At 70.2% G+C, this 26,011-nt stretch carries 24 protein-coding genes and 1 pseudogene; 11 read left to right on the top strand and 14 right to left on the bottom strand.

Going from position 1 to position 26,011, the window contains the following annotated elements; genetic code table 11:
* Positions 1-21 precede the first annotated feature (21 nt).
* The 5 genes from SK571_RS14965 to SK571_RS14945 all read right to left on the bottom strand — a co-directional run bounded on the left by SK571_RS14965 (position 22) and on the right by SK571_RS14945 (position 4,035).
* Positions 22-1,269 (bottom strand): extracellular catalytic domain type 1 short-chain-length polyhydroxyalkanoate depolymerase, encoded by a 1,248-nt coding sequence (locus tag SK571_RS14965; RefSeq protein WP_319984662.1) that lies wholly within the window; start codon positions 1,267-1,269, stop codon positions 22-24.
* A 147-nt stretch (positions 1,270-1,416) separates the two neighbouring features.
* Positions 1,417-2,067 carry a TetR/AcrR family transcriptional regulator gene (locus SK571_RS14960; RefSeq protein WP_319984661.1) on the bottom strand — a complete coding sequence of 217 codons (651 nt, stop codon included), beginning with the start codon at positions 2,065-2,067 and terminating at the stop codon, positions 1,417-1,419.
* 13 nt (positions 2,068-2,080) lie between these two features.
* Positions 2,081-2,521, bottom strand: a complete 441-nt coding sequence (locus SK571_RS14955; protein WP_319984660.1) for a nuclear transport factor 2 family protein — start codon at positions 2,519-2,521, stop codon at positions 2,081-2,083.
* Between the two features lie 73 nt (positions 2,522-2,594).
* Positions 2,595-3,473 (bottom strand): CU044_5270 family protein, encoded by an 879-nt coding sequence (locus SK571_RS14950; protein ID WP_319984659.1) that lies wholly within the window; start codon positions 3,471-3,473, stop codon positions 2,595-2,597.
* Positions 3,466-4,035 (bottom strand): RNA polymerase sigma factor, encoded by a 570-nt coding sequence (locus tag SK571_RS14945; protein ID WP_319984658.1) that lies wholly within the window; start codon positions 4,033-4,035, stop codon positions 3,466-3,468. The genes SK571_RS14950 and SK571_RS14945 overlap by 8 nt, the downstream gene beginning before the upstream one ends.
* A 116-nt stretch (positions 4,036-4,151) precedes the next feature.
* Here SK571_RS14945 and SK571_RS14940 point away from each other — a divergent pair, with 116 nt between their 5' ends.
* Both SK571_RS14940 and SK571_RS14935 read left to right on the top strand, forming a co-directional pair.
* Positions 4,152-4,517 carry a DUF1330 domain-containing protein gene (locus SK571_RS14940; RefSeq protein ID WP_319984657.1) on the top strand — a complete coding sequence of 122 codons (366 nt, stop codon included), beginning with the start codon at positions 4,152-4,154 and terminating at the stop codon, positions 4,515-4,517.
* A 192-nt stretch (positions 4,518-4,709) separates the two neighbouring features.
* Positions 4,710-4,859: a hypothetical protein gene (locus SK571_RS14935; protein WP_319984656.1), complete on the top strand. Its 150-nt coding sequence runs from the start codon at positions 4,710-4,712 to the stop codon at positions 4,857-4,859.
* 28 nt (positions 4,860-4,887) lie between these two features.
* Here SK571_RS14935 and SK571_RS14930 read toward each other — a convergent pair whose 3' ends face one another.
* From SK571_RS14930 to SK571_RS14920, 3 genes and pseudogenes are all read right to left on the bottom strand, one after another.
* Positions 4,888-5,748, bottom strand: a complete 861-nt coding sequence (locus SK571_RS14930; protein ID WP_319984655.1) for a hypothetical protein — start codon at positions 5,746-5,748, stop codon at positions 4,888-4,890.
* A 32-nt stretch (positions 5,749-5,780) separates the two neighbouring features.
* Positions 5,781-5,993, bottom strand: coding sequence for a hypothetical protein (locus SK571_RS14925; RefSeq protein WP_319984654.1), 213 nt, complete (start codon positions 5,991-5,993; stop codon positions 5,781-5,783).
* 149 nt (positions 5,994-6,142) lie between these two features.
* Positions 6,143-6,598: pseudogene (locus tag SK571_RS14920) on the bottom strand (nuclear transport factor 2 family protein); the annotation flags it as partial.
* Here SK571_RS14920 and SK571_RS14915 point away from each other — a divergent pair.
* Complete coding sequence (locus SK571_RS14915) at positions 6,529-7,287, top strand: YwqG family protein (protein ID WP_319984653.1); 759 nt, start codon at positions 6,529-6,531, stop codon at positions 7,285-7,287. The pseudogene SK571_RS14920 and the gene SK571_RS14915 overlap by 70 nt on opposite strands.
* Positions 7,288-7,294: 7 nt before the next feature.
* On the opposite strand, the gene SK571_RS14910 is transcribed toward SK571_RS14915, so the two are convergent.
* Positions 7,295-9,304 carry an ATP-dependent Clp protease ATP-binding subunit gene (locus tag SK571_RS14910; protein ID WP_319984652.1) on the bottom strand — a complete coding sequence of 670 codons (2,010 nt, stop codon included), beginning with the start codon at positions 9,302-9,304 and terminating at the stop codon, positions 7,295-7,297.
* Between the two features lie 134 nt (positions 9,305-9,438).
* Here SK571_RS14910 and SK571_RS14905 point away from each other — a divergent pair, with 134 nt between their 5' ends.
* Positions 9,439-10,989 carry a substrate-binding domain-containing protein gene (locus SK571_RS14905; RefSeq protein ID WP_319984651.1) on the top strand — a complete coding sequence of 517 codons (1,551 nt, stop codon included), beginning with the start codon at positions 9,439-9,441 and terminating at the stop codon, positions 10,987-10,989.
* 9 nt (positions 10,990-10,998) lie between these two features.
* On the opposite strand, the gene SK571_RS14900 is transcribed toward SK571_RS14905, so the two are convergent.
* Positions 10,999-11,709 carry a class I SAM-dependent methyltransferase gene (locus SK571_RS14900; protein ID WP_319984650.1) on the bottom strand — a complete coding sequence of 237 codons (711 nt, stop codon included), beginning with the start codon at positions 11,707-11,709 and terminating at the stop codon, positions 10,999-11,001.
* A gap of 137 nt (positions 11,710-11,846) precedes the next feature.
* Here SK571_RS14900 and SK571_RS14895 point away from each other — a divergent pair, with 137 nt between their 5' ends.
* Complete coding sequence (locus SK571_RS14895; protein WP_319984649.1) at positions 11,847-15,839, top strand: alpha-(1->3)-arabinofuranosyltransferase; 3,993 nt, start codon at positions 11,847-11,849, stop codon at positions 15,837-15,839.
* Here SK571_RS14895 and SK571_RS14890 read toward each other — a convergent pair whose 3' ends face one another.
* Complete coding sequence (locus SK571_RS14890; RefSeq protein WP_319984648.1) at positions 15,840-17,015, bottom strand: polysaccharide biosynthesis protein; 1,176 nt, start codon at positions 17,013-17,015, stop codon at positions 15,840-15,842.
* A 102-nt stretch (positions 17,016-17,117) separates the two neighbouring features.
* On the opposite strand from SK571_RS14890, the gene SK571_RS14885 reads away from it, so the two are divergent.
* Genes SK571_RS14885 through SK571_RS14870 form a run of 4 tightly spaced genes read left to right on the top strand, consistent with a single transcriptional unit; the run spans position 17,118 to position 20,369 of the window.
* On the top strand, positions 17,118-18,722 hold the full coding sequence (locus SK571_RS14885; protein WP_319984647.1) for a hypothetical protein: 1,605 nt from the start codon (positions 17,118-17,120) through the stop codon (positions 18,720-18,722).
* Positions 18,723-18,725: 3 nt separating this feature from the next.
* A complete protein-coding gene (locus tag SK571_RS14880; RefSeq protein WP_170176092.1) occupies positions 18,726-18,893 on the top strand; it encodes a hypothetical protein in 168 nt (55 codons plus the stop codon).
* A gap of 4 nt (positions 18,894-18,897) precedes the next feature.
* Positions 18,898-19,920: a hypothetical protein gene (locus SK571_RS14875; RefSeq protein ID WP_319984646.1), complete on the top strand. Its 1,023-nt coding sequence runs from the start codon at positions 18,898-18,900 to the stop codon at positions 19,918-19,920.
* A gap of 59 nt (positions 19,921-19,979) precedes the next feature.
* Entirely contained in the window at positions 19,980-20,369 is a 390-nt protein-coding gene (locus tag SK571_RS14870) for a hypothetical protein (protein WP_319984645.1), read from the top strand.
* A gap of 110 nt (positions 20,370-20,479) precedes the next feature.
* On the opposite strand, the gene SK571_RS14865 is transcribed toward SK571_RS14870, so the two are convergent.
* Entirely contained in the window at positions 20,480-21,601 is a 1,122-nt protein-coding gene (locus SK571_RS14865; protein ID WP_319984644.1) for a glycosyltransferase family 4 protein, read from the bottom strand.
* Between the two features lie 186 nt (positions 21,602-21,787).
* On the opposite strand from SK571_RS14865, the gene SK571_RS14860 reads away from it, so the two are divergent.
* On the top strand, positions 21,788-22,465 hold the full coding sequence (locus SK571_RS14860; RefSeq protein WP_319984643.1) for a class I SAM-dependent methyltransferase: 678 nt from the start codon (positions 21,788-21,790) through the stop codon (positions 22,463-22,465).
* On the opposite strand, the gene SK571_RS14855 is transcribed toward SK571_RS14860, so the two are convergent.
* Positions 22,449-23,405 carry a DUF3068 domain-containing protein gene (locus SK571_RS14855; protein ID WP_319984642.1) on the bottom strand — a complete coding sequence of 319 codons (957 nt, stop codon included), beginning with the start codon at positions 23,403-23,405 and terminating at the stop codon, positions 22,449-22,451. The genes SK571_RS14860 and SK571_RS14855 overlap by 17 nt on opposite strands.
* 390 nt (positions 23,406-23,795) lie before the next feature.
* Between SK571_RS14855 and SK571_RS14850 the strand changes: the two genes are divergently transcribed.
* Positions 23,796-24,782 (top strand): amidase, encoded by a 987-nt coding sequence (locus SK571_RS14850; RefSeq protein WP_319984641.1) that lies wholly within the window; start codon positions 23,796-23,798, stop codon positions 24,780-24,782.
* On the opposite strand, the gene SK571_RS14845 is transcribed toward SK571_RS14850, so the two are convergent.
* Complete coding sequence (locus SK571_RS14845) at positions 24,767-25,879, bottom strand: DUF3068 domain-containing protein (RefSeq protein ID WP_319984640.1); 1,113 nt, start codon at positions 25,877-25,879, stop codon at positions 24,767-24,769. The two genes, SK571_RS14850 and SK571_RS14845, sit on opposite strands and share 16 nt — an antisense overlap.
* Positions 25,880-26,011 lie beyond the last annotated feature (132 nt).

The raw sequence follows: 26,011 nt of genomic DNA, 5'->3' as shown, positions 1-26,011 counted from the left end.
TACCGGCGTTGCCGGGAACTTTCAAGCATGTGTCCCGGTGGCGCAGGCCGTCCCGTTCAGGACGAACGAGGACGGGGAGGCCGTGTTCCCGCTGTGGACCGCCTGGAAGCCGATGTCGACGGACCTGCCGGGCGGGATCGTGGCGTTGTGGACGGCGTTGCGCGCGGTGACCTGCCCGGAGGACGGCGAGTAGGTGGCGTTCCAGCCGGAGGTGATGGTCTGCCCGCCGGCCAAGGTGAAGGCCAGGGACCAGCCGTTGATCGCCGCGGTACCGGTGTTCGTGATGGAGAGGCCGGCGGTCAGGCCGGTGTTCCAGGCGTTGACGGTGGCCTTGACGCTGCACGTGCCCTGAGTGGGCGGGTCGGGGGCACCACCGCCGGTGATGCCGAAGAACTCCAGGGCCGCGGCGGCCATGCCCGAGGACGGCAGGCTGTGGCCGGCGCCCTGGATGCTGTACGCCTCGACCTTGTCCGAGTAACGGCTGCGGTTCCAGCCGGGGCGTGGAGTGTCGGTGGACGTCGGGGTCTGGCTCAGCCCGAACACGTTCGTCCACTGCTCGATCTCCTCCTGCAGCAACGAGTACGGCACGAGGGTGTCCGCGGTGCCGTGCCACAGCTGCATTCGCGGACGCGGGCCGGTGTAGCCGGGATAGGCCTGCCGGACGAGGTTGCCCCACTCCTGCGGCGTGCGGTTCAGGCCACCGCCCCCGGTGCACCGGCTGCTGCCGGGCGGATAGTCGGCGGCGTTGGCGAAGCAGTGGAACGGCACGCCCATGAACGCCGCGCCCGCCTTGAAGACGTCCGGGTAGAGGGCGAGCATCTCGTTGGTCATCATGCCGCCGGAGGACGACCCGGTGGCGAAGACCCGGTCCGGGTCGCCGCCGTAGCGCTGCTGGACGTAGGTCACCATCGACACGATCGACACCGGGTCGCTTCCGCCGCCGCGCCGCTTGGCCGCGTCGGACCACGTGTCGAAGCACTTGCCGAACCCGGCTTCCTGTTGCGCGCTCGGGTAGATGACGACGAACCCGTGCCGGTCGGCGAGGGAGCTGAACTCGCTGCTCGAGTGGAAGCCGGGTCCGGAGCCGCCGCAACCGTGCATGGCGACGACGACCGCAGGCTTGGCCGGGCGGGTGTCCGGCACGTAGACATGCATGCGCATTCCGCCGGGGTTGGCGCCGAAGCCGGTCACCTCCACCAGCGACGCGGCGGACGCCGGTGTCGCCGGCACGACCCCGGCGAGGGCGAGCACGGCGATGAAGATGGCCACGAGGGGTGTTCTGCGCGTGTTCACAACCGACCTCCGGTCAGGGGGTTTCTTGGTCCTCCCGGAGTGCGAAGCTATTCACTTTGGTGACGGTCGTCAAAGTTTCGACCAATGAAGGCGGTGAGGCGTTCGACGAACGACTGCCCGTGCCTAGTTCTTGTCGTGCGTGGTGATGCCTGCGGCGGCGTCGATGCCGGTGTCGATGCCGATCGACGCGAGGGTGATCCGCTGCGCCGCGCGGACGGTGGCGGCGAGGGAGGCCGGATCGCGGCTGATGCGGTCGCATCCCGCGCGCATGGCACCGGACAGCAGCTCCACGGTGAGCTGCACGTCGTCGACACCGTGGAACTCGCCGGCGGTGACGCCCTCCCTCACGACCTTCTCGACCTCGACGACGAGCACGGTGAACGGGTTGGCCTGTCCGTCCGGCAGGTCGGCGACCATCGGGCCGGCGCTCGGGAGGAACATCAGCCGCATCGCGTGGTTCGTCGACCCCGACAGGATCACCTCGATGATCTCCCGCAGCCTCTGCGCCGCCGGCTCCCGCGACCGCGCGGCGATCGCGGCCACCTGCTCGGCCAGCGGACGGCTCGCCCGGCGGGCGAGCTCCAGTACCAGCGTCTTCTTGTCGGCGGCGTAGTTGTAGAGGGTGTTGCGCGCGAGACCGGCCTCGGTCGCGATGTGGCCCATGGTGATCGAGTCGTAGTCGCGTTCGAGCAGCAGCCGCCGCACCGCCTCGGTGAGGTCGGCCCACACCATCTCGTGGTGTTCCTCGATGGTGGCGGCGCGGATCCGCGGCATCGTGCGGTTCTCCTCAGTTCGCGGCGGTGACGAGCTCGGGCTGGTTCTCCTGGTGGATCGCGGTCAGCCTGACACGGGTGAGGCGCCAGCCGTCCGGCGTGCGGACCGCTTCGTTGTCGTAGAAGCCGACGACCAGCCATCGATCGGCGTCCGGGAGCCAGTGTTCCGCACGGACGTGGGCGTGGATCTTCGCGGTGTCGCCGTCGATCTCGACGACGTGACCGGTGATGGCGTGGTGGGTCGCCTTGAAGGGCGCGAAACCGGCGCGGAGCACCTCGACGTAGTCGGTCAGCGGGATCGTCATCTCCGGCATGCCCGTCACTGACCCGAAGTCCAGCGTGAGCGCGTCGGTGAAGACCCGGTCGGGCAGGGTCGTGAACTCCTTCAGGTCCGCGATGTCGGCGTACCGGCTGATCAGTTCGATGAGTTCGGCGCGATCGTCGAGCGTGGTCATGAGCCCTCTTTCCGGTTTTACGACAACCTGTCGTGAAGATTACGACAGGTTGTCGTAAAACGGCAAGGCGGGACTAGACGCGGTCACCCACCCGGTCGACGAACCCGGACGCGTCCTGCGGCTCGTTCTTCGTGCCGAGGTACTCGTAGGTCTTCTCGTCGAACACCATCACCACCGGTTCGGCCCACGGCGCCGAGCCCTCCGGCACCGGCCAGCTGATCCCGATCCCGGGACGACCGGCGGACACCTTCTTCACCACCGTCAGCCCCGGCACCTGCGTCGCCGCCTCGAACAACGCGGCCCGCTGCGGTCCCGGCAGGTACGCGAAGCGGAACGTGCCCAGCACGTCCTTGCCGTACGAGTTGACCGGCCGATCCTTGTCGTCACCCTTCAACCACCTCAGCATCTCGTCCGCCGAGGTGGGCAGGTCGTCGCGGTAGGCGCGGACCGGCGTGCACTTCTCCGTCGCGCCCGTGGGCTTGTCGTACTTGTCGAGCACCTTCCTGACGCCGTCGACGCAGCCGGGCGTGGTCGACGGTGCGGCGTCCGCGGCGGTGATGATCCGGCCGTCACGGGTGCCGTCGACGGAGAACCAGGCCTCCCAGCCGCCGTCGCGGACGTAGTAGAACTGGTCGGGCCGGGGCACCTGGTCGGGCTTCGAACGGGCGGCCGCGGCAGCGTGGTTCAGCAGCTGCACGGCGGTGTCCACCGCGGCCTCGGACTCGGTGGGCGCGGCGTCGTGGCGGACCGGGTCCGTCGAGGTGGACGGCAGCACCAACGCCACGGCCGTGACCGTCGCCGCCGCGGTGAGCGCGGCGACGGCGATGATCCCGGCGCGGCCGCGCCGGGGCGGCCTCATGCCCGCTACGAGCCGCGCGCGTGCGGCCGCCAGCTGGTCGGCGGACTTGAGCGGGGTCTCGTCCAGTTCCCGGACGAGCTGGAGGTCATCCATTGTTGAGCAGCTCCTCTACCTCGGTGTGGTTGTCGGTTCCCAACGCCTCCCGGACCTTGCGGCGGGCGCGGTTCAGCCGGGACCGCACCGTGCCGACCGGAATCGCGAGCGCCTCGGCGATCTCGAGGTAGCTCAGCTGCTCCCACGCCACCAGCAGCAGCACGTCCCGGTCCTCGGCGGACAACGCCGCCAGCGCTCCGGTGAGCATCGACCGCATGGCCTGCGCGGTGACGTCCGCTGCCACCCGGTCGGCGTGATCGCCCACGGAAGATCCGGGGGAGGGCATCCGGTGGCGGCGCACCTCCTCCCGGCGGTGCTGGCCGACCAGGTTGGTGGCGATGCCGTACAGCCACGGCCGGGCGTCCTGCCGGGAGGTGTCGTAGCGCTCCCGCTTGGAGAACGCCACGAGGAACGCTTCCGCCAGCAGGTCGTCGGCGACCTGCCCGCCGAGACGGCGGGCGAGGTAGCGCTGGATGTGCGGCGCGTGCCGGTCGAATATCAGGGCGAACTTCTCCGGCACGCGCAGCGACGCCTCGATGAGCTCCGCGTCGGTTGCTGTCATGGTGGCCTTTCGGGCGAAGGGTCTTCACCCTGCTATCCGCTGTACGTCCCTGACGAGTTCACGGACGGGCGGTTCGACCGATGCGGGCGGCGGAGCCGGGAGGCATGCTGTGCCCCATGGCCGTCGATCCCCGTGGTGCCGACCTGAAACGACTGCTCGCCGAGGACCCTGGCGGCCCGGTGGTGATGCTGAACCTGCTGCGGTTCGCCGAGGGCGGTGCCGAGTCCTACCAGGAGTACGCGCGTCACCTGCGCGAGACGTTCCTGCCCCGCTACGGCGGCGAGATCCTCTACGCCGGAACCGGCTCCACCGCGCTGGTGGCGGAGGACGGGCAGAGCTGGGACGCGGTGGTCGTCGTGCGCTATCCGGACCGGACCGCCTTCAGCCGCATGGTGGCCGATCCCGGCTACCAGGAGGTGACGCGGTTGCGCACGGAGGCGTTGACCGAGGCGGTGCTCCAGGCCACCACCCCCTGGGTCTGATCCCCGGCGCCCCGCGAACGACCGAAAGTCCACATGGGACTGGAGCGAGCCGCGACGCACGCCGGCGCACGAGGTTGTACCCTAGGGGGAGCCGGGACTGGATTCATCAGTTTTCCCGGACCCCTAGCGCCGTGCGACAGCTCCAGCACACTCGCCGTGAGCACGCACAGGACGCGGAGAAACTCGGAGATCATGCAGCCAGAAAACGGCCTTTTCAGCCACCCGGACACGAACCACCAGGACACGGCAGCTCATTCGTCGCCCGACGAGGACCAGCGTTCCTACACCGGCCTGTTCCGCGAGCCGGCCGACACGCCGCAGAACACCGCCGAGACGGCCTGAGTCCCAGGCCGGGCCGCACGCGGGCGGCTCACGACCGCATTCCGGCCGGTGCCTTCGAGTGGTCCTTCTGGCTGGTGTCGGCCGCGTAGTGGGCGACGGCGATCGCTCCGGTGATCGCCAGGAGGAATCCGGCGGCCGCCGCGGTCGTGTAACCGGCGCGGACGCGGTCGTCGAGGTAGATCAGGCCGACGGCCGACGACAGTGCCGTGTTCGTGGTGAACATGATCGCGGTGACCGAGGTCGGGCCGCCCTTCTGCAGCGCCATCGCGAACACCACCGCCGCGGCGAGACCGTTGAGGGCGATGGCCCAGGCCGCCGGTTCCAGGACGAGCTGCCACACCGCGTCCGGGAAGTCGAGCGTTCGCGCCGAGATGCCGACGATGCTGTACGAGACACCGGCGCCGAAGGCCAGCGCCACCGTCGCCCAGACCTGGTTGTGGTTCCTGGCGTAGAGGGCGATCGCCGCCACCGGTACCGCCACGAACACGAGGATCCAGCGCCACTGCGGTGGCAGGGAGTGTGCCGGACCCGGTTCGGCGGACACGCCCAGCAGGATCAGCCCGGTCGCGCCGACACCCAGCGCCGCCCAGCCCGGTGTGCCGAGGCGGGAGCCCAGGAAGACGGAGATCGTGGCGGTCACGCCGACGCTGAACGCGAGCATCGACTGGACGAGGAACAGCGGCAGCCGATGCAGCGCCGCGGCCGCGAACGCGAATCCCAGCAGGTCGACGCCGAGACCGAGGAAGTAGAGCCACTGCCGCCGGAGTGCGATGAGATCCAGGGACGTGCCGCCGTACGCACCCGCTCGGCGGACACCCGTGGACGCCAGGATCGAGCCACTGCCTGACGCCAGGGTCGCCAAAACAGCGAGTGCGTATCCCAGAGCCATTCGTCCATTGTGGCATTCGGTGCCACGTGACCTCAGCGGAGCCCGGATCGAGAGGTCGGCTCCAGCCGGACCGTGGTCTCGGTCCGGCCCACCAGTGCGGGCACGGTGTCGGCCACGGCCGCGCACCGGGGATGGCTGTGCACGGACTCCAGGACGCGTGCGCGGTCCGCGTCGTCCTCGAAGCGCCGGATCCAGACGAAGGTGTCCTCGTCGTCGATCGCGGTGAAGGATCCGACCACCGCCATCCCCTCTCCTGCTGCAGCGGGACGACGGTGTCGTCCATGTACCGGGCCAGCTCCGCGCCGAAGCCGGCGCGGGCGTGTTCCGTGCGGATCTCGTAGACGTCCGGAGACCCCTCCCACGGGCAGGTCCGCCGAACGGCCCAGTGGGTGATGAGCCAGCGGCCGTCGAGCTTGCGCAGCGTCAGCTGCCAACCGCCCCGCATCGTGCAGAAGTCGACGACGCCCGGAGCTGCGGGAACGTGGTGGTAGGCGACCACGTGCACACGGCACTCGGCCTGGTCGCCCGACAGCCGCACCTGCGGGTTCGCGGCGGCGTGATGGGTGCGGTCGAAGCCTTCGAGGGTGCCGCGGGCCAGCTCGACCAGATCGGCGACCGCGATGGTCGCCGGCGGCCTGCGACAAGGCGCCGTCCCACGTCGCCATGCGCGGCATCCTGGCAGCCGCCGGGCGCCCGGTCTTGGACGAATGGAAACCCGGCGGCCACGGGTCCGAACAGGGGACGACCAGAACTGCCGGGACCCGGCGCTACGGTGCCGCCGTGAACACCAGGAACGTGGAGATCCTCGACGACTTCCGAACCGAGGCGCTCGAAAGGAAGATCCCGGCACCCGACGTGGAGCGGTGGATGGAGCTCGTCCGCCCGTCCGCGCTGCTGACGCCGGACGGAGAGGGGCCGGTCGTGGGCCGGTTCGGTGGCCCGATCATGCTTCCCGCCGACGTCGAAACGCAGGGGTACCCCCTGGTCGCCACCATCGACTGCGCCGCCCTTCCGCGGGAAGCGACGGATCTTCCGCTGCCGCGCGACGGCAGGCTGATGTTCTTCGGGTATCCGGAAGAGCACGGCATGGGCGAGGTGCTGTACGTGCCGGAAGGCGCGGCCGTCGAGGAACGGGAGCTGGATCCATCGTCCTATCCGGCGTGCAGCGAGGACTTCGCGGAGATCTGCGGCGAGTTCCTGCAAGGCGATGTCCACCTCACGCCCGATGTGTCCCTGCCCTTCGTCGGCACGGTCGACGCGCCTCCACCCGCCTACCTCGTACCGGTGCCAGGGCACCCGCACTCCGAAGCACTGGCCGAGGTGTGGGCGGACCAGTGGGGTGAAGCGGCCCTGGTATTGGGCGGGTACGGCACGGACTGCAACGGGTGTGCGGCGGCCGACGGCGATTCGGTGCTGCTGTTGGAGTTCAACGTGTACAGGTCAGGCGGGGGCGCCGCCATCTTCTGGGTGATCCGGCGCGACGACCTGATCGCACGACGCTTCGACCGCACCGAGGTCCTCGTGGACTGGAACCCCTGAGACCGGGTCAGTCCGGGGTGTCGGTGACGGTCAGGGTCAGTTCCGCGTCGGTGACCGTCACGACGACGTGCTGTCCGCCGCGCAGCTCGCCCGCGAGCAGAGCACGGGACAGGCGCCGGTCGAGCTCCCTGCCGATGGTCCGGCGCAACGGTCGTGCGCCGTACTCGGGCACGTAACCGCGGGCGGCGAGCCAGTCGACGGCCTGCTCGTCCACCTCCAGCGTGATGTTCTGCTCGCGCAGCCGTTGGCGGGTGCGGCCGAGCAGCAGCGAGGTGATCTGCCGCAACTGGCCGGCGTTCAGGCCGCGGAACAGGATGATCTCGTCGAGGCGGTTGAGGAACTCCGGGCGGAAACTGCGGCGCACCGCCGCCATCAGCGGTTCCCTCAGCTGCTCGACCGGAACACCCGAGGTGGCCGCGGCGAGGAGCTGGTCGGCGCCGATGTTGCTGGTCATGATGATCACGGTGTTGGCGAAGTCGGCGGTACGTCCTCCGGCGTCGGTGAGCCTGCCGGCGTCGAGCACCTGCAGCAGGGTGTTGAAGACGTCGCTGTGCGCCTTCTCGATCTCGTCCAGCAGCAGGACCGAGTACGGGGCGCGCCGGACCGCACCGGTGAGCTGACCGGCTTCCTCGTAGCCCGCGTACCCCGGTGGCACACCGATCAGCCGCGCGACCGCGTGCTGCTGCGAGAACTCGCTCATGTCGAACCGGATCAGCCGGTCCTCCGAGCCGAACAGCGCTTCGGCCAGCGCTCGTGCGACCTCGGTCTTGCCCACGCCGGTCGGGCCGAGGAACAGGAAGGAGCCGACGGGCCGGTGCGGGTGCTTGAGGCCCGCGCGGCCCTGGCGGACCGCGTCGGCGACCGCTTCCACCGCCTCGTCCTGCCCGACGATCCGCTGGTGCAGGTGGTCCTCCAGGTGGAGCAACCGGTGCCGTTCCGCCTCGGTGAGCTGGGCGACCGGGATGCCCGTGCTGCGGGACACGACCTCGGCGACGTCGTTCGCCGCGACCTGGGGCGCGTCGGCCAGTGCGGCGCGAGCGGCCTCCAGTTCGGCGACCGCCCGGTCGAGCTCGCCGGCGAGGAACACCGCGTCCTCGCCCTGCGCGGCGTCCTTCTCCCGTTCCAGCCGCCGCACCCGCTGTTCCAGCCGCACCGGATCCGGTGGCATCGCGGACTTCTCCCGCAACCGCACGCGCGCACCCGCGCGGTCCACCAGGTCCACGGCCTTGTCCGGCAGGAACCGATCGGTGACGTGGCGGGCCGACAGCTCCACGGCGGACACGATCGCCTCGTCCGTGATCCGCACGCCGTGGTGCATCTCGTACCGGCTGCGCAGGCCGCGGAGGATGGCGATCGCCTCGTCGACCGACGGTTCGGCGACCTGGATCGGCTGGAACCGCCGCTCCAGCGCGGCGTCCTTCGCGATGTACCGCCGGTAGTCCTCGGCCGTCGTGGCCCCGATGACCTGCACCCGTCCGGTCGTGAGCACGGGTTTGAGCATGGTCGCCGCGTCCATCGGCGCGCCTTCCGCACTGCCCGCGCCCACCACGACGTGCAGCTCGTCGATGAACAGGACCACCATCCGGTCCGTCGCGGCCACCTCGGCGATGACCCCTTCGAGCCGTTCCTCGAACTCGCCCCGGTACTTCGCCCCGGCGACCATGCCGGCCATGTCCAGCGAGATCAGCCGCCTGCCGCTCAGCGTGGCGGGCACCTCGCCGCTCGCGATCCGTGCCGCGATGCCTTCGACGACGGCGGTCTTGCCCACGCCGGGATCGCCGATCAGGACGGGGTTGTTCTTGGTGCGCCGCGACAACACCTCGAGCAACTCGTCGATCACGTCCTCCCGGCCGATCACCGGATCGAGCAGGCCGTCCCGTGCCGCGGCGGTGAGGTCACGCCCGAAGCGGTCGGTGCGCCGCGTCGCGGACTGGGGCTCCACCAGCCCGCCGAACAGCTTTCCGACCAGGTCCTCGAACGAACGGGACCCGAAGCCGAACACCCAGTCGTCTGCCATCGGCCGCCATCTCCGCTCGATCGAGGGGCCTGCGTCTCCGATTCTCCGCCTCCTGGGCCAGGAACACAGACCAGACCGGAATCGGAACCGGCGAGTTCTGGTGGTGCGTGGACCGGTTGTCTAAGGTGTCCGCCATGGTGAGACCACGGCGGGTGACAGCGCCCGTCGTCGGGCTCTCGGTGCTGCTCGTGTTGTCCGTCGTCGCCTGGATCGGTGGTGACGCCGTCCTCGACCGGCTCAACGCGACCCGCTGCACGGATCCGGCGACGGTTCTCGTCACCGCTGCCCCCGCGGTCGCTCCGGCCCTGAGCGAGGTCGCGGACGAGCTGGGCGCGGCTGACGACGACTGCTACCGCGTCGAGGTCAAGGCCGAGCCCGCACGCGAGACGATGACCCGGCTCGTCGCCGGACAGGCGTCGCCCTCGGTCTGGGTGCCCGAGTCGACGATGTGGTTGCGGCAGGCGCGGGACTCCGGTGCGTGGCGGGTGCCCGAGGCGGGCATCTCCGTGGCGCTGTCGCCGGTCGTGCTCGCCGCCAAGGAATCCGTGAAGGGCAGGAGCTGGCGGGAACTGATCGGGCCCGGTGCCACCGCGGTCGCGGGCATCGCCGATCCGGCCAGGGATCCGGCCAGCCTGTCGGCGTTGCTGGCGCTGCGCGGGTTCGCGTCGGCGGAGAAGGATCCCGCAGCGGCGACGGTCGCCGCCATCAGGCCCGTGTCCGGTGACTACTCCGAGCGGGCCGAGGATCTGTTCACCCGGCCGCTGGACGTGTTCCCCACGTCCGAGCAGGCTCTCGAGCGGCACAACTCCACGCCCGGCGCGACCCGGCTGACGGCGGTCGCCTCGGAGAACCCGTTGCCGCCGCTGGACTTCCCGTACGTCGTGCTGCCCGATGCGAACGAGGCGCAGCGGGCAGGGGCGGAGAAGTTCCTGGCGCGCCTGCGGTCCGTCACCGACCTCGACAGGTTCGGCCTGCGCGCACCCGACGACAAGGCCGCCGGCCTGGACCAGGGTTTCGTGGACGAGACGTTGCGCCTCTGGAGCGGGCTCACGCTGACCGCGCGGGTGCTGGGCGTCCTGGACGTGTCGGGCTCGATGAACCAGCCCGTGCCCAGGACGGGGACCACGCGGATGGCGCTGGCCGTCGGCGCGGCCGAACGCGGCCTCGGCATGTTCAAGCCCGGCACGCAGATCGGCCTGTGGAAGTTCTCCACCAGGCTGGACGGCGACAAGGACTACAAGGAGATCATCCCCTTCGCGTCCGTCAAGGAGCACCTCGCGAGCGGCCAGGCCGTCGCCGCGGTCCGGGCGACCAGGGCGACCGCGAACGGGGCCACGGGCCTCTACGACACCACGCTGGCCGCCTACAAGGAGGCGCGGAAGAACTGGGAGCTCGGCCGCATCAACATCGTCGCGATCATGACCGACGGCCGCAACGAGGACGCCGACTCGATCAGTCAGCGGGAGTTGCTGGACGAACTGGGCAAGCTGCAGGACAAGCGCAGGCCGTTGCCCGTCATCGCGATCGGCATGGGCCCGGACGTCGACGTCGACGAACTGACGAGGATCGCCGACGTGACCGGCGGCCGGGCTTTCACCACCGCCGATCCCGCCGGCATCAGCGACATCTTCGCGCAGGCGCTGAGCACGATGCTCTGCCAGCCGCCTGCGTGCCGTCCTCAGTAGCGGAGAGCGTCAGTACGGGTCGTACGGGCCGTCGTGGCCGAACAGCCGTGCGACCCGCCGCAGCCGCAGACGGAGCAGAACCTTGATCCACACGTTGCGGACGAACCAGGGCATCTCGGCGAGCACCCGCCTGCGATCGGCCCAGCCCGGTTGCGTCAAACGGAAGCGCGCGAGGGAGCCCGCCCGGTCCACGTAGACGTATCGGTTGCCGCACAGCACCTTCACCAGGATGCCGGCGGTGACCCCGATGGACGAGAACGCGTCGTGGACCAGGATCTCTCCGTTGGGAACGAGGTTCTCCGACCACAGCATGTCGTCGGTGTAGGTCCAGTAGTCGTGCTTGCCGTCGATGTACAGCAGGTCGATGCGCTCGTCCCACTCCCGGCGCAACTTGGTGCTGTACTCGGCTTCGAGCCGCACGACGTCGGTCAGGCCCGCACGGGCGAGGTTCTTCTCGAACCGGGTGCGGGTGGGCGTGCCGCCGAACAGCCTGCCCTCGACGAACGGGTCGACGGCGACCACCGCGGCCCCGACGGAGCGCGCCGCGATCCCCAGCACGGTGGTGGATCGGCCCTGGTGACTGCCGATCTCCACGATCCGCGCGCCGGGACCGAGCCGCAGGGCGGCTCTCCACAACATGGTCGCCTGGTCAACTGTCAACCATCCGGGAACCTGGTCGCCCAGTTCCCACGCCTGCTCGAACGTGGTCGGAGAAGTCATCGCCACCTGCCTGGTACCCGGCCCCAGAACGGTCGTGGTGGCCCAAGATAGCGACAGTCGCCCGCGAGCACTACCCGGTGGTAACTTCCTGCGCCATCAGAAGCCTGAAGATCGCACATCGGAACCCGACGACGTGGGTGCTCCTCGCACTCACGGTGCTGTCGTTCGCGCAACGCTTCGGAACGGCCACGTTCGACACCAAACTCGACCTGGCCGTCAACCCGGTCGGGTTCCTGGGCAGAGCGCTGCACCTGTGGAATCCCGCCGCCACGGCCGGCGAGTTGCAGAACCAGGCGTACGGCTACTTCTTCCCGATGGGGCCCTTCTTCGCGACCGGCCAGATTCTGGGCATACCCGCGTGGATCACCCAACGGCTCTGGTGCGCGCTCCTGCTCTGCCTCGCGTTCTACGGGGTGCTGCGGCTGGCCCGCGCGCTCGGCATCGGCCAGGAGCCGACGAGGTACGCCGGTGCGCTGGCCTACGCGCTGGCCCCTCGGGTGCTGACCGAGATCGGGCCGCTGTCGGCGGAGATGCTGCCCGCCGTCATGTTGCCGTGGGTGCTGCTGCCGCTGGTGCTGGCGGACCGGATCGGGTCACCGCGCCGGGCGGCGGCCCTGTCCGCGCTCGCGGTGCTGGGGATGGGCGGCGTCAACGGCGCGATGGTCGTGATGGCGCTGGTCCTCCCGGGGATCTGGTTGCTGACGCGCACGTGGAACCGCGCGCACGTGAAGCTGGTGCTGTGGTGGTCCGGCTGCGTCATCGCGGTCGCGCTGTGGTGGATCTTCCCGCTGCTGCTGCTCGGGCGGTACAGCCTGCCGTTCCTCGACTACATCGAGTCGGCGGCGAACACCACCGCGCCCATGTCGTTGTTCCAGGTGCTGCGCGGGACGAACCAGTGGGTCGCGTACGTGCTCCAGGGCGAACCGTGGTGGCCCAACGGCTTCCTCCTGGTCGACAACCCGGTGCTGATGGCCGGTACCGCGCTGGTGGCGCTGATCGGCGTCGTCGGACTGGCCCGGCTGGGGCTGCCGGAACGCCGGTTCCTGGTGCTGGGCACGCTGGCGGGGCTGACCCTGCTGACCGTCGGGTACGTCGGATCACTCGACTCGCCGCTCGCCGAGGTGGTGCGCGGACTCCTGGACGGGCCGCTCGCACCACTGCGCAACGTGCACAAGTTCGAGCCGGTGCTGCGGTTGTGCCTGGTCCTCGGGTTCGTCCACGGGCTGCACCTGTCCCGGCCGACCGGTCTGAGGGCCGCTCCCGAGCACTGGCGGCGGCGGGCCCGCACCGGTGTGGCCCTGGTGCTGATCGCCGTCGTCGCGGCACCCGTGTGGCTGCTGACCCTGCGGCCCGGCCAGGGGTGGTCCGACGTGCCGGGCCACTGGCGCGAGGCGGCGGGATGGCTCGCGGAGCAGGACGGCCGAGCGAGGACGTTGTTGTTGCCCGCCACCGGTTTCGGCCAGTACACCTGGGGCAGGACCGTGGACGAGCCGATGCAGGCGCTCGCGGAGGCCCCGTGGGCGGTGCGCAACCAGGTACCGCTCGGGTCCGAGGGCAACACCCGGTACATGGACGCCGTCTACGACGCGCTCGCGGACGGGCGCGGCTCGGCTGGACTGGCGGACTTCCTCGCCCGCGGGGGATACCGGTTCCTGCTGCTGCGCAACGACATCGCGCGTGAACCGACAGGCTCGCCACCACTGACCGTGCTGCGCCAGGCGCTCCAGGGATCACCCGGCATCGAGCGCGTCGCCCAGTTCGGGCCCGAGGTGCGGATGAGCGACCAGCGGCTCGTCAGCTCGGTCGACGCCACCGCGACCGGGAACGCGCTGGAGATCTTCGAGGTGAAGCGGGCGGTCCCGGTCGTCACCGCCGTCGGCGAGGCGGACGTGCCGACGGTGAGCGGCGGACCGGAGTCGTTGCTGCCGTTGCTGTCCCAGGGACTGGTCAAGGCGGACCAGCCCGTCGTCCTCGCGGGCGACGCCGGAGAGCGGACCGGGGAACTGCTCGTCACCGACGGCCTCAGGCGCAAGGAGCGCAACGTCGGCAGGGTGTCCGACAACCTCAGCCAGACGATGTCCGCGGACGAGGCGTCAAGACAGGGACGCGTCGCGCTGGACGTGTCGCCGTTCCAGGACACCAAGCACCAGACCGTCGCGGAGTACCGCGGCATCCGGGCCGTGCGGGCGTCCACGTCGACCGCGTACGCCGACGCGGCAGGGGCGATCGACCCGGCGAACTCGCCGTTCGCGGCGGTGGACGGCGACGGCGGGTCCGCGTGGCACTCGTCGAGCTTCACCGGGCCCGTCGGGCAGTGGCTGGAGATCGACCTCGACACCCCGCGCTCGGTCGGGGAGGTGACGCTCGACCTGGTCGACGACCTGCGGGTGGGCTGGGCGGTCACCCGGATCAGGTTCACCACGGACGCGGGGGACAGCGAGCACGACGTCCCGTCCGGTGGCGGCCGGCACGCCTACCCCGTTCGTCCCGGTCTCACCGGCAGCGTGCGCGTCACGGTTCTGGGTGTCGCCGCCGACAGGCAGGACGGCAACGTCGGCATCAAGGAGCTGAGCGTGCCGGGCATGACGGCGCAGAGAGCGCTGCGCGTGCCACGCGACCAGGACGCGGCCAAGCCGGGTTTCTCGTTCACCCGCGGCAGCCAGTCGCGTCCGGCCTGCTACCAGACCGACGGCACGGTGCGGTGCGACTCGTCGCTGTCCCGCTTCGGCGAGGAGGTCAACGGCCTCACGCGGTTGTTCCGCACCTCGGCCGACGGGAAGTTCGCCGTGAACGCCACCGTCGTGCCCTCAGCCGGCGCGAAGAACCCGGTGACGCCGGAGGGCCTGACGATCACGGGGTCGACCTCGCTCGCGGGCGACGTCGCGGCGAGTCCGCTGTCCGCTGTGGACGGTGACACGGGTACGTCCTGGGTGCCGGACGTGACGGACCTGCGGCCGACGTTGATGTTGGCCTGGAAGGGAAAACGCACCGTCTCGGAGTTCAGGTTCGAGGGCGCGCGAGGAGCGAGAACACCCGTCGAGCTGGAGGTGCGCACCGACGCGGGCACGGAGGTGGTGCGCGTCGGCGCGGACGGCCTCGTCACGATCAGACCGGCCGACACCGAGAAGCTCGAACTCGTCGTGCGCGAGTCGAGCGGTGCAGGACCGGCCGAGATCGGTGAGCTTCGGGTGCCCGCGCTCGACGGCGTGCTGAAGCCGGTGCCCGCGACGACACCGTTCACCGTGCCGTGCGGCCGCGGCCCGGTCATCGACGTCGACGGGAAGAAGATCAACAGCTCGGTGTCCGGCGTGCTCGGCGACGTCATGGCCAACCGCCCGTTGAAGGCGGTGTTGTGCGACGACGACCTGGCGACCGCCCTGGAGCTGCCGGCCGGCGACCACGTGCTGACCACGTCGCGATCTGACTCGTTCGTGGTGCAGGACGTCTCCGTGACCCACGTCGAACTTCCGAAACCCGTTGCCACGCATCGAGAAGTCACCATCGGCGCCTGGGACGCCACCGAACGGGAGGTCACCGTCGCGCCGGGGCCCCGGGCACTGCTCGTGGTGTCCGAGAACGTCAACGACGGCTGGACGGCGACCCTGAACGGCCAGGCGCTGGAGAAGGTCCGGGTCGACGGCTGGCGGCAGGCGTACGTCCTGCCCGAGGGCGACGGCGGCGTGGTCGCGCTGGAGTTCGGCCCGGACACCCGGTACCGGACGGGCCTGCTGGCGGGTGCTCTGGGAGTGCTGGCCGTCCTGCTGCTCGCCGCGATCCCGGTGCGGCGGCGGGTGGCGTTCGTGGCACCGTCGCAGAGCCGCTGGCTGATGGTCGCGATGCTGGTGCTGCTGGCCGTGCTCGGCGGCATGCTGCCGATCGTGGCGCTGATCGCGTGCCTGCTGGCGCGCGAGTTCTGGGCGGCGGCGCCGAAGGTGATCGCGGTGAGCGGGATCGCGCTGGGATCGGGTGTCGCGGTGCTGGGCCGGATCCTCGGCCACGGTCAGGAATGGGCCTACGTCCCGCTGGTCCAGGCCGCTCTGCTGGTGGCGGTCTCGGCGGTGGTCGCGGCCGCGTTCGGCCCGTTCGGGCAGCGCCCTGATCCCGCAGCGCCCGATCCCGCCGTGCCGTGATCAGGCCTGCCTGGTGCCGCGGACCTCGATGACGGTGCCCGCGATCACCAGTCCCGCCGTCGCGAGCAGCGCACCGGTCACGACCTGACCGACGGAGCCGTTGAGCCACGAGGTGATCAGCGCGACCTCGGCGACGACCGCGATCCACACCGCGACGGTGGACCGCCGGTCGCCGCTCGCGATCCTGGAGAACAGCAGCAGCTGCACCAGTGCGAGGCACGAACCCACGAGAGCGAACTGCCACAACGGAATCGCGTCGCCGTGGTAGTTCGCGCCACCGATCAGCGACACGCCCAGCGGCCCGAACAGCGCGCAGCCCACGATCACGAACGCGTCGAGGCCTGCGCACACCGCCAGGGCCTTGGGCAGCATCCGGCGGCGGTCGTCCGCGTCCGCCATGCGGGGCAGCACGAGCACACCGACCGCCTGCGGCAGCCAGTACGCGATCTTCGTGACGACCGCTCCGACGGCGTAGCCGCCCGCCTGGTCGGCGAGCTGGTGCCGGGCGAGCACGAGGTCGAGGTTCACCAGCAGTACCAGCGCCAGCATGGCCTGGGACGCGTGCATCACCTCGGCCCCGCCGGCCGGCCGTGCCGGGCGGGGTGAGCCGCACAGCCTCCACCCGGTCACCACGACCAGGAACGAGCCGATTGCCGTTCCCGCCAGCACCGAGACCGAGGAGGGGGAGAGCCACAGGCCGATCACCCCGCCACCGACCTTGCCGAGCCCTTCGAGCGACACCAGCAGCGCCAGCGCGCCGAACCGGTGCGTTCCCTGCAGAAGACCGTGCAGGACACCGAGAACCGTGAGCGGGGCCAGGGACAGCGCCAGCCACACGACCGGCCACGGGCCGTCGAGATGCAGCAGGCGGGCGAGCAGCGGCACGAGGGCAAGGGTCAGCACGGTCATGCCCGCGCTCACGCTCAGGCCCAGTCCGAACAGCGGGCGCGGGCCGAGGCTCGTCACCCGCAGGGCGGCGACGGTCTGCAGGCTCATCGCCGGCACCACACCGATGACCACGAGCGCGAGCAGTGCGCTCAGCTCGCCGAAGATCGCGGGAGCCAGGGCTCGTGCGGCCGCGATGGTCAGCACGTAGCTGGCGGCGTTGGCGCCCAGCAGCGCGCCCGTGATCAGCAGGGCGTCCAGGCGGGTGGTGGTCGTCGCCGGAGCGGACACGCGGAATCCTTCCGGGGCCGGGTCTGCCGCAGTACTACCCGCGAGTACTACTGGCCGGTAGTTTCGGCGACTGTAGCCCCGGCGCGACCGGAGAGGGAGCAAGTGCGGCCGAACGGACTGAAGCTCTACGCCACGTGCGCGGTGCTGGCGCTGGCTGCCCTCGCTCCCGTGCTGTGGCCGGGCTACGTCCTCGTCTACGACATGGTGTTCACGCCGGAGCAGCCGGTGAACGCGGCGGCGTTCGGGCTCGGGGACGCGTTGCCGCGGGCGGTTCCGGTCGACGCCGTGGTGGCGCTGGTGACCCAGCTGGTTCCCGGTCAGCTGGTGCAGAAGCTCGCGCTGCTCGCGATCGTCTTCGGCGGTGCCCTGGGCGCCGGGCTGCTGGTGCCGACGGACAGGACCGGCCTGCGGATCGTCGCCGCAGTGGCGTACTCGTGGAACGCCTACGTCGCCGAACGGCTCTTCATCGGCCACTGGACGCTGCTGCTGGGCTACGCGGCGCTGCCGTGGGTCGCGATGGCCGGGCTGAGGATGCGCGCCGGCGAACCGCACGCGTGGACCCGGCTCGTGCTCGCGAGCCTGCCCGCCGTGCTCTCGGCGCCGGGCGGTGTTCTCGCGCTGGGCACGGCGCTGGCCACCGCCGGACGTCGCAAGGCCTGGCAGGTCCTGGCGATCGGTGTCGTCCTGAACGCGCCGTGGTGGGTGCCTTCGTTGCTGCACGACGGGCTGTCCGACCCGGCCGGCGTCGAGGCGTTCAGCGCCCGCGGGGAGAACTGGGGCGGGCCGGTGCTCAGCGTGCTGGGGCTGGGTGGCATCTGGAACGCCGAGGTCGTTCCGGTGAGCCGGGCGAACCCGGCGCTTCCCGTGCTCACGGTCCTGCTCCTGGGAGCGGCGGTCCTCGGTCTGCGGGAACTGTCGAAACGCCTGCCCGTGTGGCCGCTGGCGGGACTGGGCGTGCTCGGCGCTGTGCTTGCCCTGCTCGCGGTGCTGCCGGGTGGCGTGGCGCTGCTGGAGACGTTGATCGAGCACGTGCCCGGTGCCGGGTTGTTGCGCGACAGCCAGAAGTGGGTGGCGTGGCTCGCGCTGCCGTTCGCGATAGGGCTCGCGGTCGCGGTGGAACGGCTGCGCGCGCGGCTGCTCGTGGCCGTGCTGCTGCTCGGGTTGCTGCCGGACCTCGCCTGGGGCGGGTTCGGACGCCTCGAACCGGTCCAGTACCCGGCGGACTGGGCCGCGGTGCGGGAGAAGCTCGTCGACCAGCCGGGCGACGTGGCGGTGTACCCGCTGTCGGCTTTCCGCAGGTTCGGCTGGAACGACCGGCGCACCCAGCTCGACCCCGCGCCGCGCTACCTGCCCGGCACGACCGTCGTGGACGACTCGCTGCCGGTCGGCGGGAAGGTGGTGGCGGGGGAGGACCCGCGGGCGGCCCGGCTGCGCGCCGGTGACCTGAGCGGCATCGGCTGGGTGCTGGTCGAGCACGGGACGCCGGGGCGGGTGGACGAGAACCTGCTGGCGCGGCTGGAGAAAGTCCACGACGGGCCCGAACTGTCGCTCTACCGGGTACCTGGAGCAGTGCCCGATGACCCGTTCGGCCCACCCGTTGCGCCCGTAGTGCTCGCGTGGGTCGCGGCTGGGTCACTGATCGGTGCGAGCCTGTTGTGGAGACGGTTACCGGTCGGTAGATTCGCGGCACCCCGACATGAGGAGTAAGACGTGGAACTGGTTTCGGTGCTGGTCGCGATCGTTGCCGGAGCCGCGCTCGCCGGAGGGGTCGGCGTGATCGTCGTCGAGCAGAACAACCCCGACAAGGTCGTCGAGCAGCGGATCGAGCAAGGCCAGAAGGCCGTGGAGCCCGAGGTCCTCGACTACGGCTCTCGCTGACCGGGTGACCGTGGCCTTCTCCGGGGACCCGGCGGCCTCCTGGAGCATCCTGCTCGAGGCGAGCCTGCGCGAGGCGCCGGATCCGTCGGTGGTGGCCGCGCGGATGTCCCGTGCCTGCGCGGAGTTCCCGAACCTCGGCCCGGCCGCGGTCGTGCTCCGTCCGTCCGACTGGGACGGTGCGCGGACAGAGTTCGCCGACGGTCACTACCGCGCGGGCGATCCGCTGGTCCGGGTCGCGCTCGCCGGCGACTCGCTGATGATCGCCGCCCACCACGGTGCGGTCGACGGCCTCGGCCTGCTGGCGTTGCTGGGCATCGCACTCGGTGAGTCCGTGCACAGCTCCGCGACCGGTGTGGCGTCGCGCAGCCCCGACCGGCCCTACCTCCTGAACGCGCTCGACCGCGTGCGCGAAGCCGTGTGGACACCTCCCACGCGCATCCAGCCCTCGTTGCGGGGCACCGAGTCCGGCGACCACCTGGTGTCCCGCGCGCTGCCCGTCGTGAAGCTGGGCAGCGCCAGGCTCACCGCCGCCGCCCTGGACGCGACGCGGCAGTGGAACGCCGCACGAGGTGCCGCGCACGGCCGCGTCGTCGCCGCGATAGGCGCTTCCTGGCGCGGTGGGGCGGACCCGCGTCCCGAGGCCGACAGCGCGCTGCTGAGACTGCGCCTGCCGGCCGGGGCGACCGAGGACGACGTGCGCGCGCTGCTGACGGCGGCCACGCCGGAGGCGGGCTTCCCGAGTGCGCACAACCCGTTGGCGCAGTGGGGGATGCGGCTGCTGGCGTCCCGGCTCGGCAGCACCTTTCTCGTGTCGAACCTCGGCGTCGTCAAGGGGAACGTCAGCGCCCTGCGCTTCTTCCCCGCGGCGAGCGGCCGGTCGGGCGTCGCGTTCGGCGTGGTGACGACAGGGGAGGTCACCACGGCGACGGTGCGGGTGCGGCGCAGGAACTTCGACGCGGCCGCGGCCGCGGAACTGCTCGACCTGCTGTGCGACGCGGTGCTCACCGGCCACGAGGCGCGGAGGTAGCCGCAGGGCGCTCTCGAAAGACATGTCCGGTGTCAAAGGGATCAGGAGACCGGCGGTGAATGATGTGGTTCCGCGAACGGCGTGAAGTCAAGGCTCGGCGGCTGCGCCTTTCGGAGGTGGCGGACAGCATCGGCGCAAGGTTCGGGGTGGTGCTCAAGGAGGAGAACACCGGCGGGGCCGGGATCGGGAGCTCGCCGGTCAGCCTGGTGATCGTCACGCTCCGCCCCGGCTTCGAGAACGAGATCGCCCAGGCACAGATCGACGCCGCCGTCTCCGCGGGATACACCCGACCGCCCAAACCTCCCTGCGGCAAGGATCGGGGCTGCACCTTTCGGGGTCAACCCGACTTGCCCAAGCTGACCATCGTGACATATCCACCAGGGGAACGGATTTCCTTCTTCGGACCGGTTCCCGAAGGGCAGACCGGCGTCATCATCAGCCTGAGTTAGCACGCGTCTGCTCGGCCGGTCGGGCGTCGCGTTCGGCGTGGTGACGACAGGGGAGGTCACCACGCCGAACGGTGTGCTTGCGGCGCAAGGACTTCCACGCCGCCGCGGAGCTACTCGACCTGCTGTGCGACGCGGTGCTCACCGGCCACGAGGCGCGGAGGTAGCCGCAGGGCGCTGTGCACGGCGCTCTCGAACACGCCGAGGCTCTCCTCCCAGCTGAACTGCTGGGCACGTTCCCTGCCCGCCGCGCCCATCGCCTTGCGCAGCGGCTGGTCCCGCAGCAACGTCTCCGTGTGCCGGACGAAGTCGTCGAAGTCCTCGGCGAGCAGACCCGTCCGGTGCTCCACGATCGCCTCGGCCACGCCGCCTGCCGACCGGTAGGCGACGGTGGGCACGCCGTGGGAGGCGGCCTCCATGATCACGATGCCCCAGCCCTCCTTGACCGACGGGCACACGTGCACCCATGCCCCGGCGAGGATCTCGTGCTTGGTCTGCTCGTCGACCCAGCCGTGGATGACGACGCTGTCCTGGACTCCGCGATCGATGGCGTGCTGCCGGAGCACTTCCTTCCACGGGCCCTCGCCGACGAGTTCCAGTCGCAGGTCCGGCCACTTCGGACGGAGCCGCGCGACGAGGTCGATCGCGTGCTCCAGCCGCTTGTGCGGGACCAGCCGGGACACCGCGACGAGGACGGGGGCGTCGGTGCGCCGCGCGGTGACGGCGGGAGGCGCGTCCAGCCCGTTCGGCACGACCACCGTGCGACGCAGCTCGACACCGAGCCGGCCCAGTTCGTCCCGCGTCACGTTCGAGACCGTGATGTAGCGGCACCTGCGGTACAGCCTCGGCGCGAGCCAGGACTCGATCCACCAGCCGATCCGGCCGAGGAACGGGCCCAGCGCGCTGTGCCACTGCTCGCGGTGCACGTGGTGCACCAGCACCAGGACGGGGCAGCGCGCGACCAGGCGGCTGAAGAAGGGCATGCCGTTCTGCACGTCCACGATGACGTCCGCGTCGGAGCGCAGGATCGCCAGCAGGGCGTGCAGGTAGACCGTGAACTTGTTGCCGCGTCTGCGGAATCGGACGCCCGCCACCCAGTCGCCGGAAGGGGCGCGGTCGTGGTCGGCGCACTGGATCGAGACCCGGTAGCCGAGCCCGGCGAGGCCCTCCGCGATGCGCTCGACGTACCGTTCGGAACCGCCGCCCTCGGGGTGTCTGGTGTCGCGCCAATTCACCAGCAGAATACTCGGCCGGTAATCAGGGCTACGCGACATCTGCCTCTCCCGATGCTAGGTTACTGCCAGGTAGCCATGGTAGACGGAATACTGGAGATGGCAATGGTCGAGATCGGTTCAGTCGCGGCTCCGGATAAGTTGCGAAAGCCAACTTTCCAGCGTTCTGTTCGGCTTTTTCGCGCATTTTTGAAAGAGCAGTCCGACCCCGACCACTTCTACCGGATCCTGGCGGACGACTCGGTCGCCCAGGTGTCGTCGTACGTGTCGCTGAGCGGCTCCGTCGTGCTCGACGTCGGCGGTGGGCCCGGCTACTTCGCGGAGGCGTTCCGCGGCGCCGGCGCCCGGTACGTGGGGCTGGACCCGGACGTCGGCGAGCTGTCCGCCCGTGGTGAACCCGACCCCGGCATGATCCGCGCGAGCGGCACGGCGCTGCCGTTCCGGGACGGCTCGGTGGACGTCTGCTACTCGTCCAACGTGCTGGAGCACGTCGACGACCCGTGGCTGATGCTGGCCGAGATGGTGCGTGTGACCAGGCCTGGAGGCACCGTCTTCATGTCCTACACGCCGTGGTACTCGCCGTGGGGCGGCCACGAGACCGCACCGTGGCACTTCCTCGGCGGCCACTACGCGCGACGCCGTTACGAGCGCCGCAACGGCAAGCCGCCGAAGAACTCGTTCGGCACCTCGCTGTTCCCGGTGAGCGTCGGGGCGGTCCAGCGGTGGGCTCACCGCCAGACCGTCGCCGACGTGGTCGAGACGTTCCCCCGGTACCACCCGTGGTGGGCGAAGTGGATCACCCGCGTCCCGGGGGTCCGGGAGATCGCCTCGTGGAACTTCGTGATCGTGCTCAGGCGACGTGCCTAGCCCGTCGTCCGAGCACTCCGAGAAGAATTCCGGCGAGCAGCATCACCAGGCCGACGGAAAGCAGGACGATCGGTCCGGTGCTGCTGATCAGAGTCAATTTCGCGCGCGCTTCAGAAGCGCGGTCAACCGATTCTTCGACGGTTTTCTCGTTGAAGGTCAAGGTGGCGTCGAGAAGCACCGTTCCTTCTTTTCCGTCGGGCCCGAACAATGCCTGCCGCTGCTGCTCGGAACCCTTGACGATGATGCCGCTGACCGGCTCGACCCACATGGTGCGGGTGTTCTGGTAGCGGCGCTCCGCCTTGACCGAGGCCTCGGTGCTGTTCACCAGCGACCCGGGCACCTCCTGGTCGCGGAACTTGGTCGACGGGATCTTCTGGACGAACTTGTAGACCTCGAGCCCGCCGACCTCGTCGGTGCCCTCGTACCGCGCGGTCGTCGCCTTGCGCAGGGTGGTGTCGAAGTACTCGTAGTCCTGGGGCTGGGTGTCGAAGGGGAACTTGTAGTTCAGGCCCTCCTGCCGCACGGCCTTGTCGGCGGCGGTGGGGTCGCCCTCGGCATCGGTCACGTACTGCTGGGTGCACTGCTGGAGAGCCATGTTCGTTCGCCGGTCGAGGCACACCCGGTGCTTCAACGCGGAGACGAGCTGGTTCTCCGAGTCGGTGACGACCAGGCCCTGGTCCCACACCATCACGTCGCCGTCGACCTTGGCCTCCGGCACGGTCAGGTTGCTCTCGACCTTCCGGGTGGCCGTCAGCCGCGCGTCCTTGACGACGAGTTCCTTGGGGTAGAAGACCTTCGCCGCGCCTTCCGCGACGGATTCCGTCTTCTGGTCGAGCGGCACGACTGCGAGCTCGGGGTACACGTAGAAGCGCAGGACTGCTCCGAGCGCCAGCGAGAAGATGCCCAGTCCTACCAGCACGAGGCTCGCAACACGTCGCACTCGTCCTCCTTCTGGGTGTGTTCGGCATATGAGAGGGACGTCACAGTGGCGTGGAACCTACCCGACAGTAACCTCTGCGCAACCCCTCGACCGGGGTGACTCAAGTCATCTTGATCGGTCCGCGTGGAGAAAGAAGCTACTCGGCCGCCGAACCGTAGAGCCGTTCGGCGGAACCCCTGCTGGCCAACGGGTAGCGACTGAAGGAAGCAGCTCCTTACTCATCGGCGACGAGGCCGGAGGAAGAGACACGTGGAAGAAACCCCTGTGTGCTACCCGGGAGCAGTTGAGCAGGCCCGGCTGCTCGCCCGCGGTGCGACGACCGCAGCAGAACTCCTTGCGACGGCCGAACATCGGCTGAACTCGTCGCGGCACGTTTTCACAGATGTCGATTTGACCACCGCCCGGCGCAGTGCCGAGGAGGCCGATCGGCGGTTGGCGGGCGGCGAGAGCGGCGGCCTGCTCGGGCTGCCCCTGGCGGTCGAGGACTCCCTGCCACGTTCGGCTTTCGACGCACTGACGGCGGCGGGAGCTGTCGTGATCGGGAGAACGTCGGGCGTCGAGCGTCATCGCAACCCCACGACGGGCATCTCCGCCACGGCGCTCGATCCCAAGGTGTCGGGCACGGCCGTCGCCGTCGCCACCGGGGTGGTGTCCGCGGTGCTGGCACGCCGCGCGCCCGGTGCCGGCGGGGTGCCGGCGGGAGGTGCGGGCGTGGTCGGCTTCGAGACCTCCGGTGGACGCGGCGTGGTGGCGAGGACCGTGGCCGACGTGGCGTACGTCGTGCGGGCGATCGGCTGGGCGGCCGAGCCCTCGGACCGTCCACTGAGGATCGGTGTGTCGTTGCGCGGCCTCGCGATGACCACCCGCACGCGCCCGCGCATGCGCCGGGTCGTCGAAGACGTCGCCGCGTTGTTGTCGTTGCACGTCAACGAGGTCGTCGACCACGACCCGCACCTCGCCGCCGAGTCCAGGCTCCTGCTGGCGCCGCACCTGGCCGCCGGTCCTCGTGAGCTGGACATGCTCGACCGCTTCGTGCCCTGGCCGTTGCGGGGCATCTGCCGTTCGATGCGCGCGGCGGAGCGGGTGATGCTGAACCACATGTTCACCGGTGTCGACGTGCTGGTGACGCCGGGGCACACCGGGCCGGCCGAGACGATGTCGTTGCCCGGCGGTGTGTTGGTGCGCAACGGAGCCACCTCTCCGTTCTCGCCGCTCTGGAGGGTCAGCGGCTACCCGGCCGTGTCCGTGCGCGCCGGCTCGGACGCCGACGGGAACCCGTTGCCGGTGACCCTGATCGCGGTGCCGAAGGCGGAGGGCGAACTGCTCCGGGTCGCCGAGATCATCGAGGAGGAACACGGTGCTCACCGGAGGCCGTAGTCGACGTTCGAGGACGACACCACGTTCTTGAGATCGAGCGAGTCGTCCGGGTCGCTGGCGCTGGTGACGCCGTAGGTGATCGCGCCCGCCAGGCACGCACCGATCACCAGCGCCAGCGACCCGGCGACGAGGCCGCGCCGCCACACGAGCAGCAGGACCAGCCCGATCGCGACCAGCGCGGCACCGGCGACCCACAGGACGGTGGGAAGGGCGGTGATCACGAACAGCTTCGGCAGGTTCTGCTTGACCTGGTCCACGTTCGCGGCGACCGAGGCGTTCGTCAGCCGCAGTTCTCCGGCGAACACAGGGGTTCCCTCGCCCTCGGCCTGCGTGTCGGTGCGCAGCTCCTGCCGGATGTCCTCCCGGACCGAGAGCACCGCGCCGGTCGTGGGCTCGACCAGCAACGTGCGGGTGACGCCGTAGTACTGGGTGACGTCCACGGACGGCTCCGGGCTACCGACCAGCGAGCCGGGTACCGCGAACCGGTCGAGTGCCGTCTGCGGGATCGTGTGCGTGAACCGGTACACGTCGAGTCCCTGCAACAGCTGCTCTCCCGCGAAGTGGATGTCGACCGGGCGTTTGAGGACCGTGTCGTACCAACGGTGATCACGCTGCTCGGTGTCGAACGGGAACACGAAGTTGAGGCCGGGTTGCAGCAGTTGCCGCCCTTCGGCGGTGACCCGCTTGCCCTGTTCGGTCTCGTAGAACTCGTCGAAGCAGGGCGCGACGGCTTCGCCGGTGCGGCGGTCGAGGCAGATCTTGCGCACCTCGGCGCTGAGCACGAGCTTGTCGGCGTCCTCCTTGACGATCGTCGCCCGCTTCCACACGGTGACATCGCCGTTCTCCTTGACCTCGGGGGCGGCGAGATCACCCTCGACGTGCGTTGTCGCCGTGAGGCGGAGGTTGTGGCGTACTTCCGGTGCTCCGCCAGGCGGGTACACGACGGCGGTGACTCCTTCTCCTTCGGAGACCGAGACCGTGTCGATGTCGTGCTGCAGCTTGGCGAGCAGGGGATAGGCGTGCAGTTGCAGCACCAACCCGGCCGCTACTGCGAAGGCGCCGAGTCCGAGCAGGGCGGCGACGACTGCGGTTCGCACAGGTCCTCACAAGTATTCGGTTGGCAGGGAGGGTGTTCCGTGAGGCGTGATTTCCGGTAACCGTGCGTTCTGTTCTACCTGGTCCGTGAGCTAGATCACAAGGGCATACCTGAATCCCATTCGGGTTACCTG

Source organism: Lentzea kristufekii (genome assembly GCF_033949925.1).
GTDB lineage: Bacteria > Actinomycetota > Actinomycetes > Mycobacteriales > Pseudonocardiaceae > Lentzea > Lentzea kristufekii.
Note: the sequence above shows the minus strand (reverse complement) of the source record. Positions and strands in the feature narration are given on the sequence as shown.

What these genes read in the sequence shown, in the direction of transcription:
- SK571_RS14960 (WP_319984661.1), bottom strand. Translation starts at nt 2,067, where the DNA reads ATGCCGCGGATCCGCGCCGCCACCATCGAGGAACACCACGAGATGGTG.
- SK571_RS14955 (WP_319984660.1), bottom strand. Translation starts at nt 2,521, where the DNA reads ATGACCACGCTCGACGATCGCGCCGAACTCATCGAACTGATCAGCCGG.
- SK571_RS14950 (WP_319984659.1), bottom strand. Translation starts at nt 3,473, where the DNA reads ATGGATGACCTCCAGCTCGTCCGGGAACTGGACGAGACCCCGCTCAAG.
- SK571_RS14945 (WP_319984658.1), bottom strand. Translation starts at nt 4,035, where the DNA reads ATGACAGCAACCGACGCGGAGCTCATCGAGGCGTCGCTGCGCGTGCCG.
- SK571_RS14940 (WP_319984657.1), top strand. Translation starts at nt 4,152, where the DNA reads ATGGCCGTCGATCCCCGTGGTGCCGACCTGAAACGACTGCTCGCCGAG.
- SK571_RS14935 (WP_319984656.1), top strand. Translation starts at nt 4,710, where the DNA reads ATGCAGCCAGAAAACGGCCTTTTCAGCCACCCGGACACGAACCACCAG.
- SK571_RS14930 (WP_319984655.1), bottom strand. Translation starts at nt 5,748, where the DNA reads ATGGCTCTGGGATACGCACTCGCTGTTTTGGCGACCCTGGCGTCAGGC.
- SK571_RS14925 (WP_319984654.1), bottom strand. Translation starts at nt 5,993, where the DNA reads ATGGCGGTGGTCGGATCCTTCACCGCGATCGACGACGAGGACACCTTC.
- SK571_RS14910 (WP_319984652.1), bottom strand. Translation starts at nt 9,304, where the DNA reads ATGGCAGACGACTGGGTGTTCGGCTTCGGGTCCCGTTCGTTCGAGGAC.
- SK571_RS14905 (WP_319984651.1), top strand. Translation starts at nt 9,439, where the DNA reads ATGGTGAGACCACGGCGGGTGACAGCGCCCGTCGTCGGGCTCTCGGTG.
- SK571_RS14900 (WP_319984650.1), bottom strand. Translation starts at nt 11,709, where the DNA reads ATGACTTCTCCGACCACGTTCGAGCAGGCGTGGGAACTGGGCGACCAG.
- SK571_RS14870 (WP_319984645.1), top strand. Translation starts at nt 19,980, where the DNA reads ATGATGTGGTTCCGCGAACGGCGTGAAGTCAAGGCTCGGCGGCTGCGC.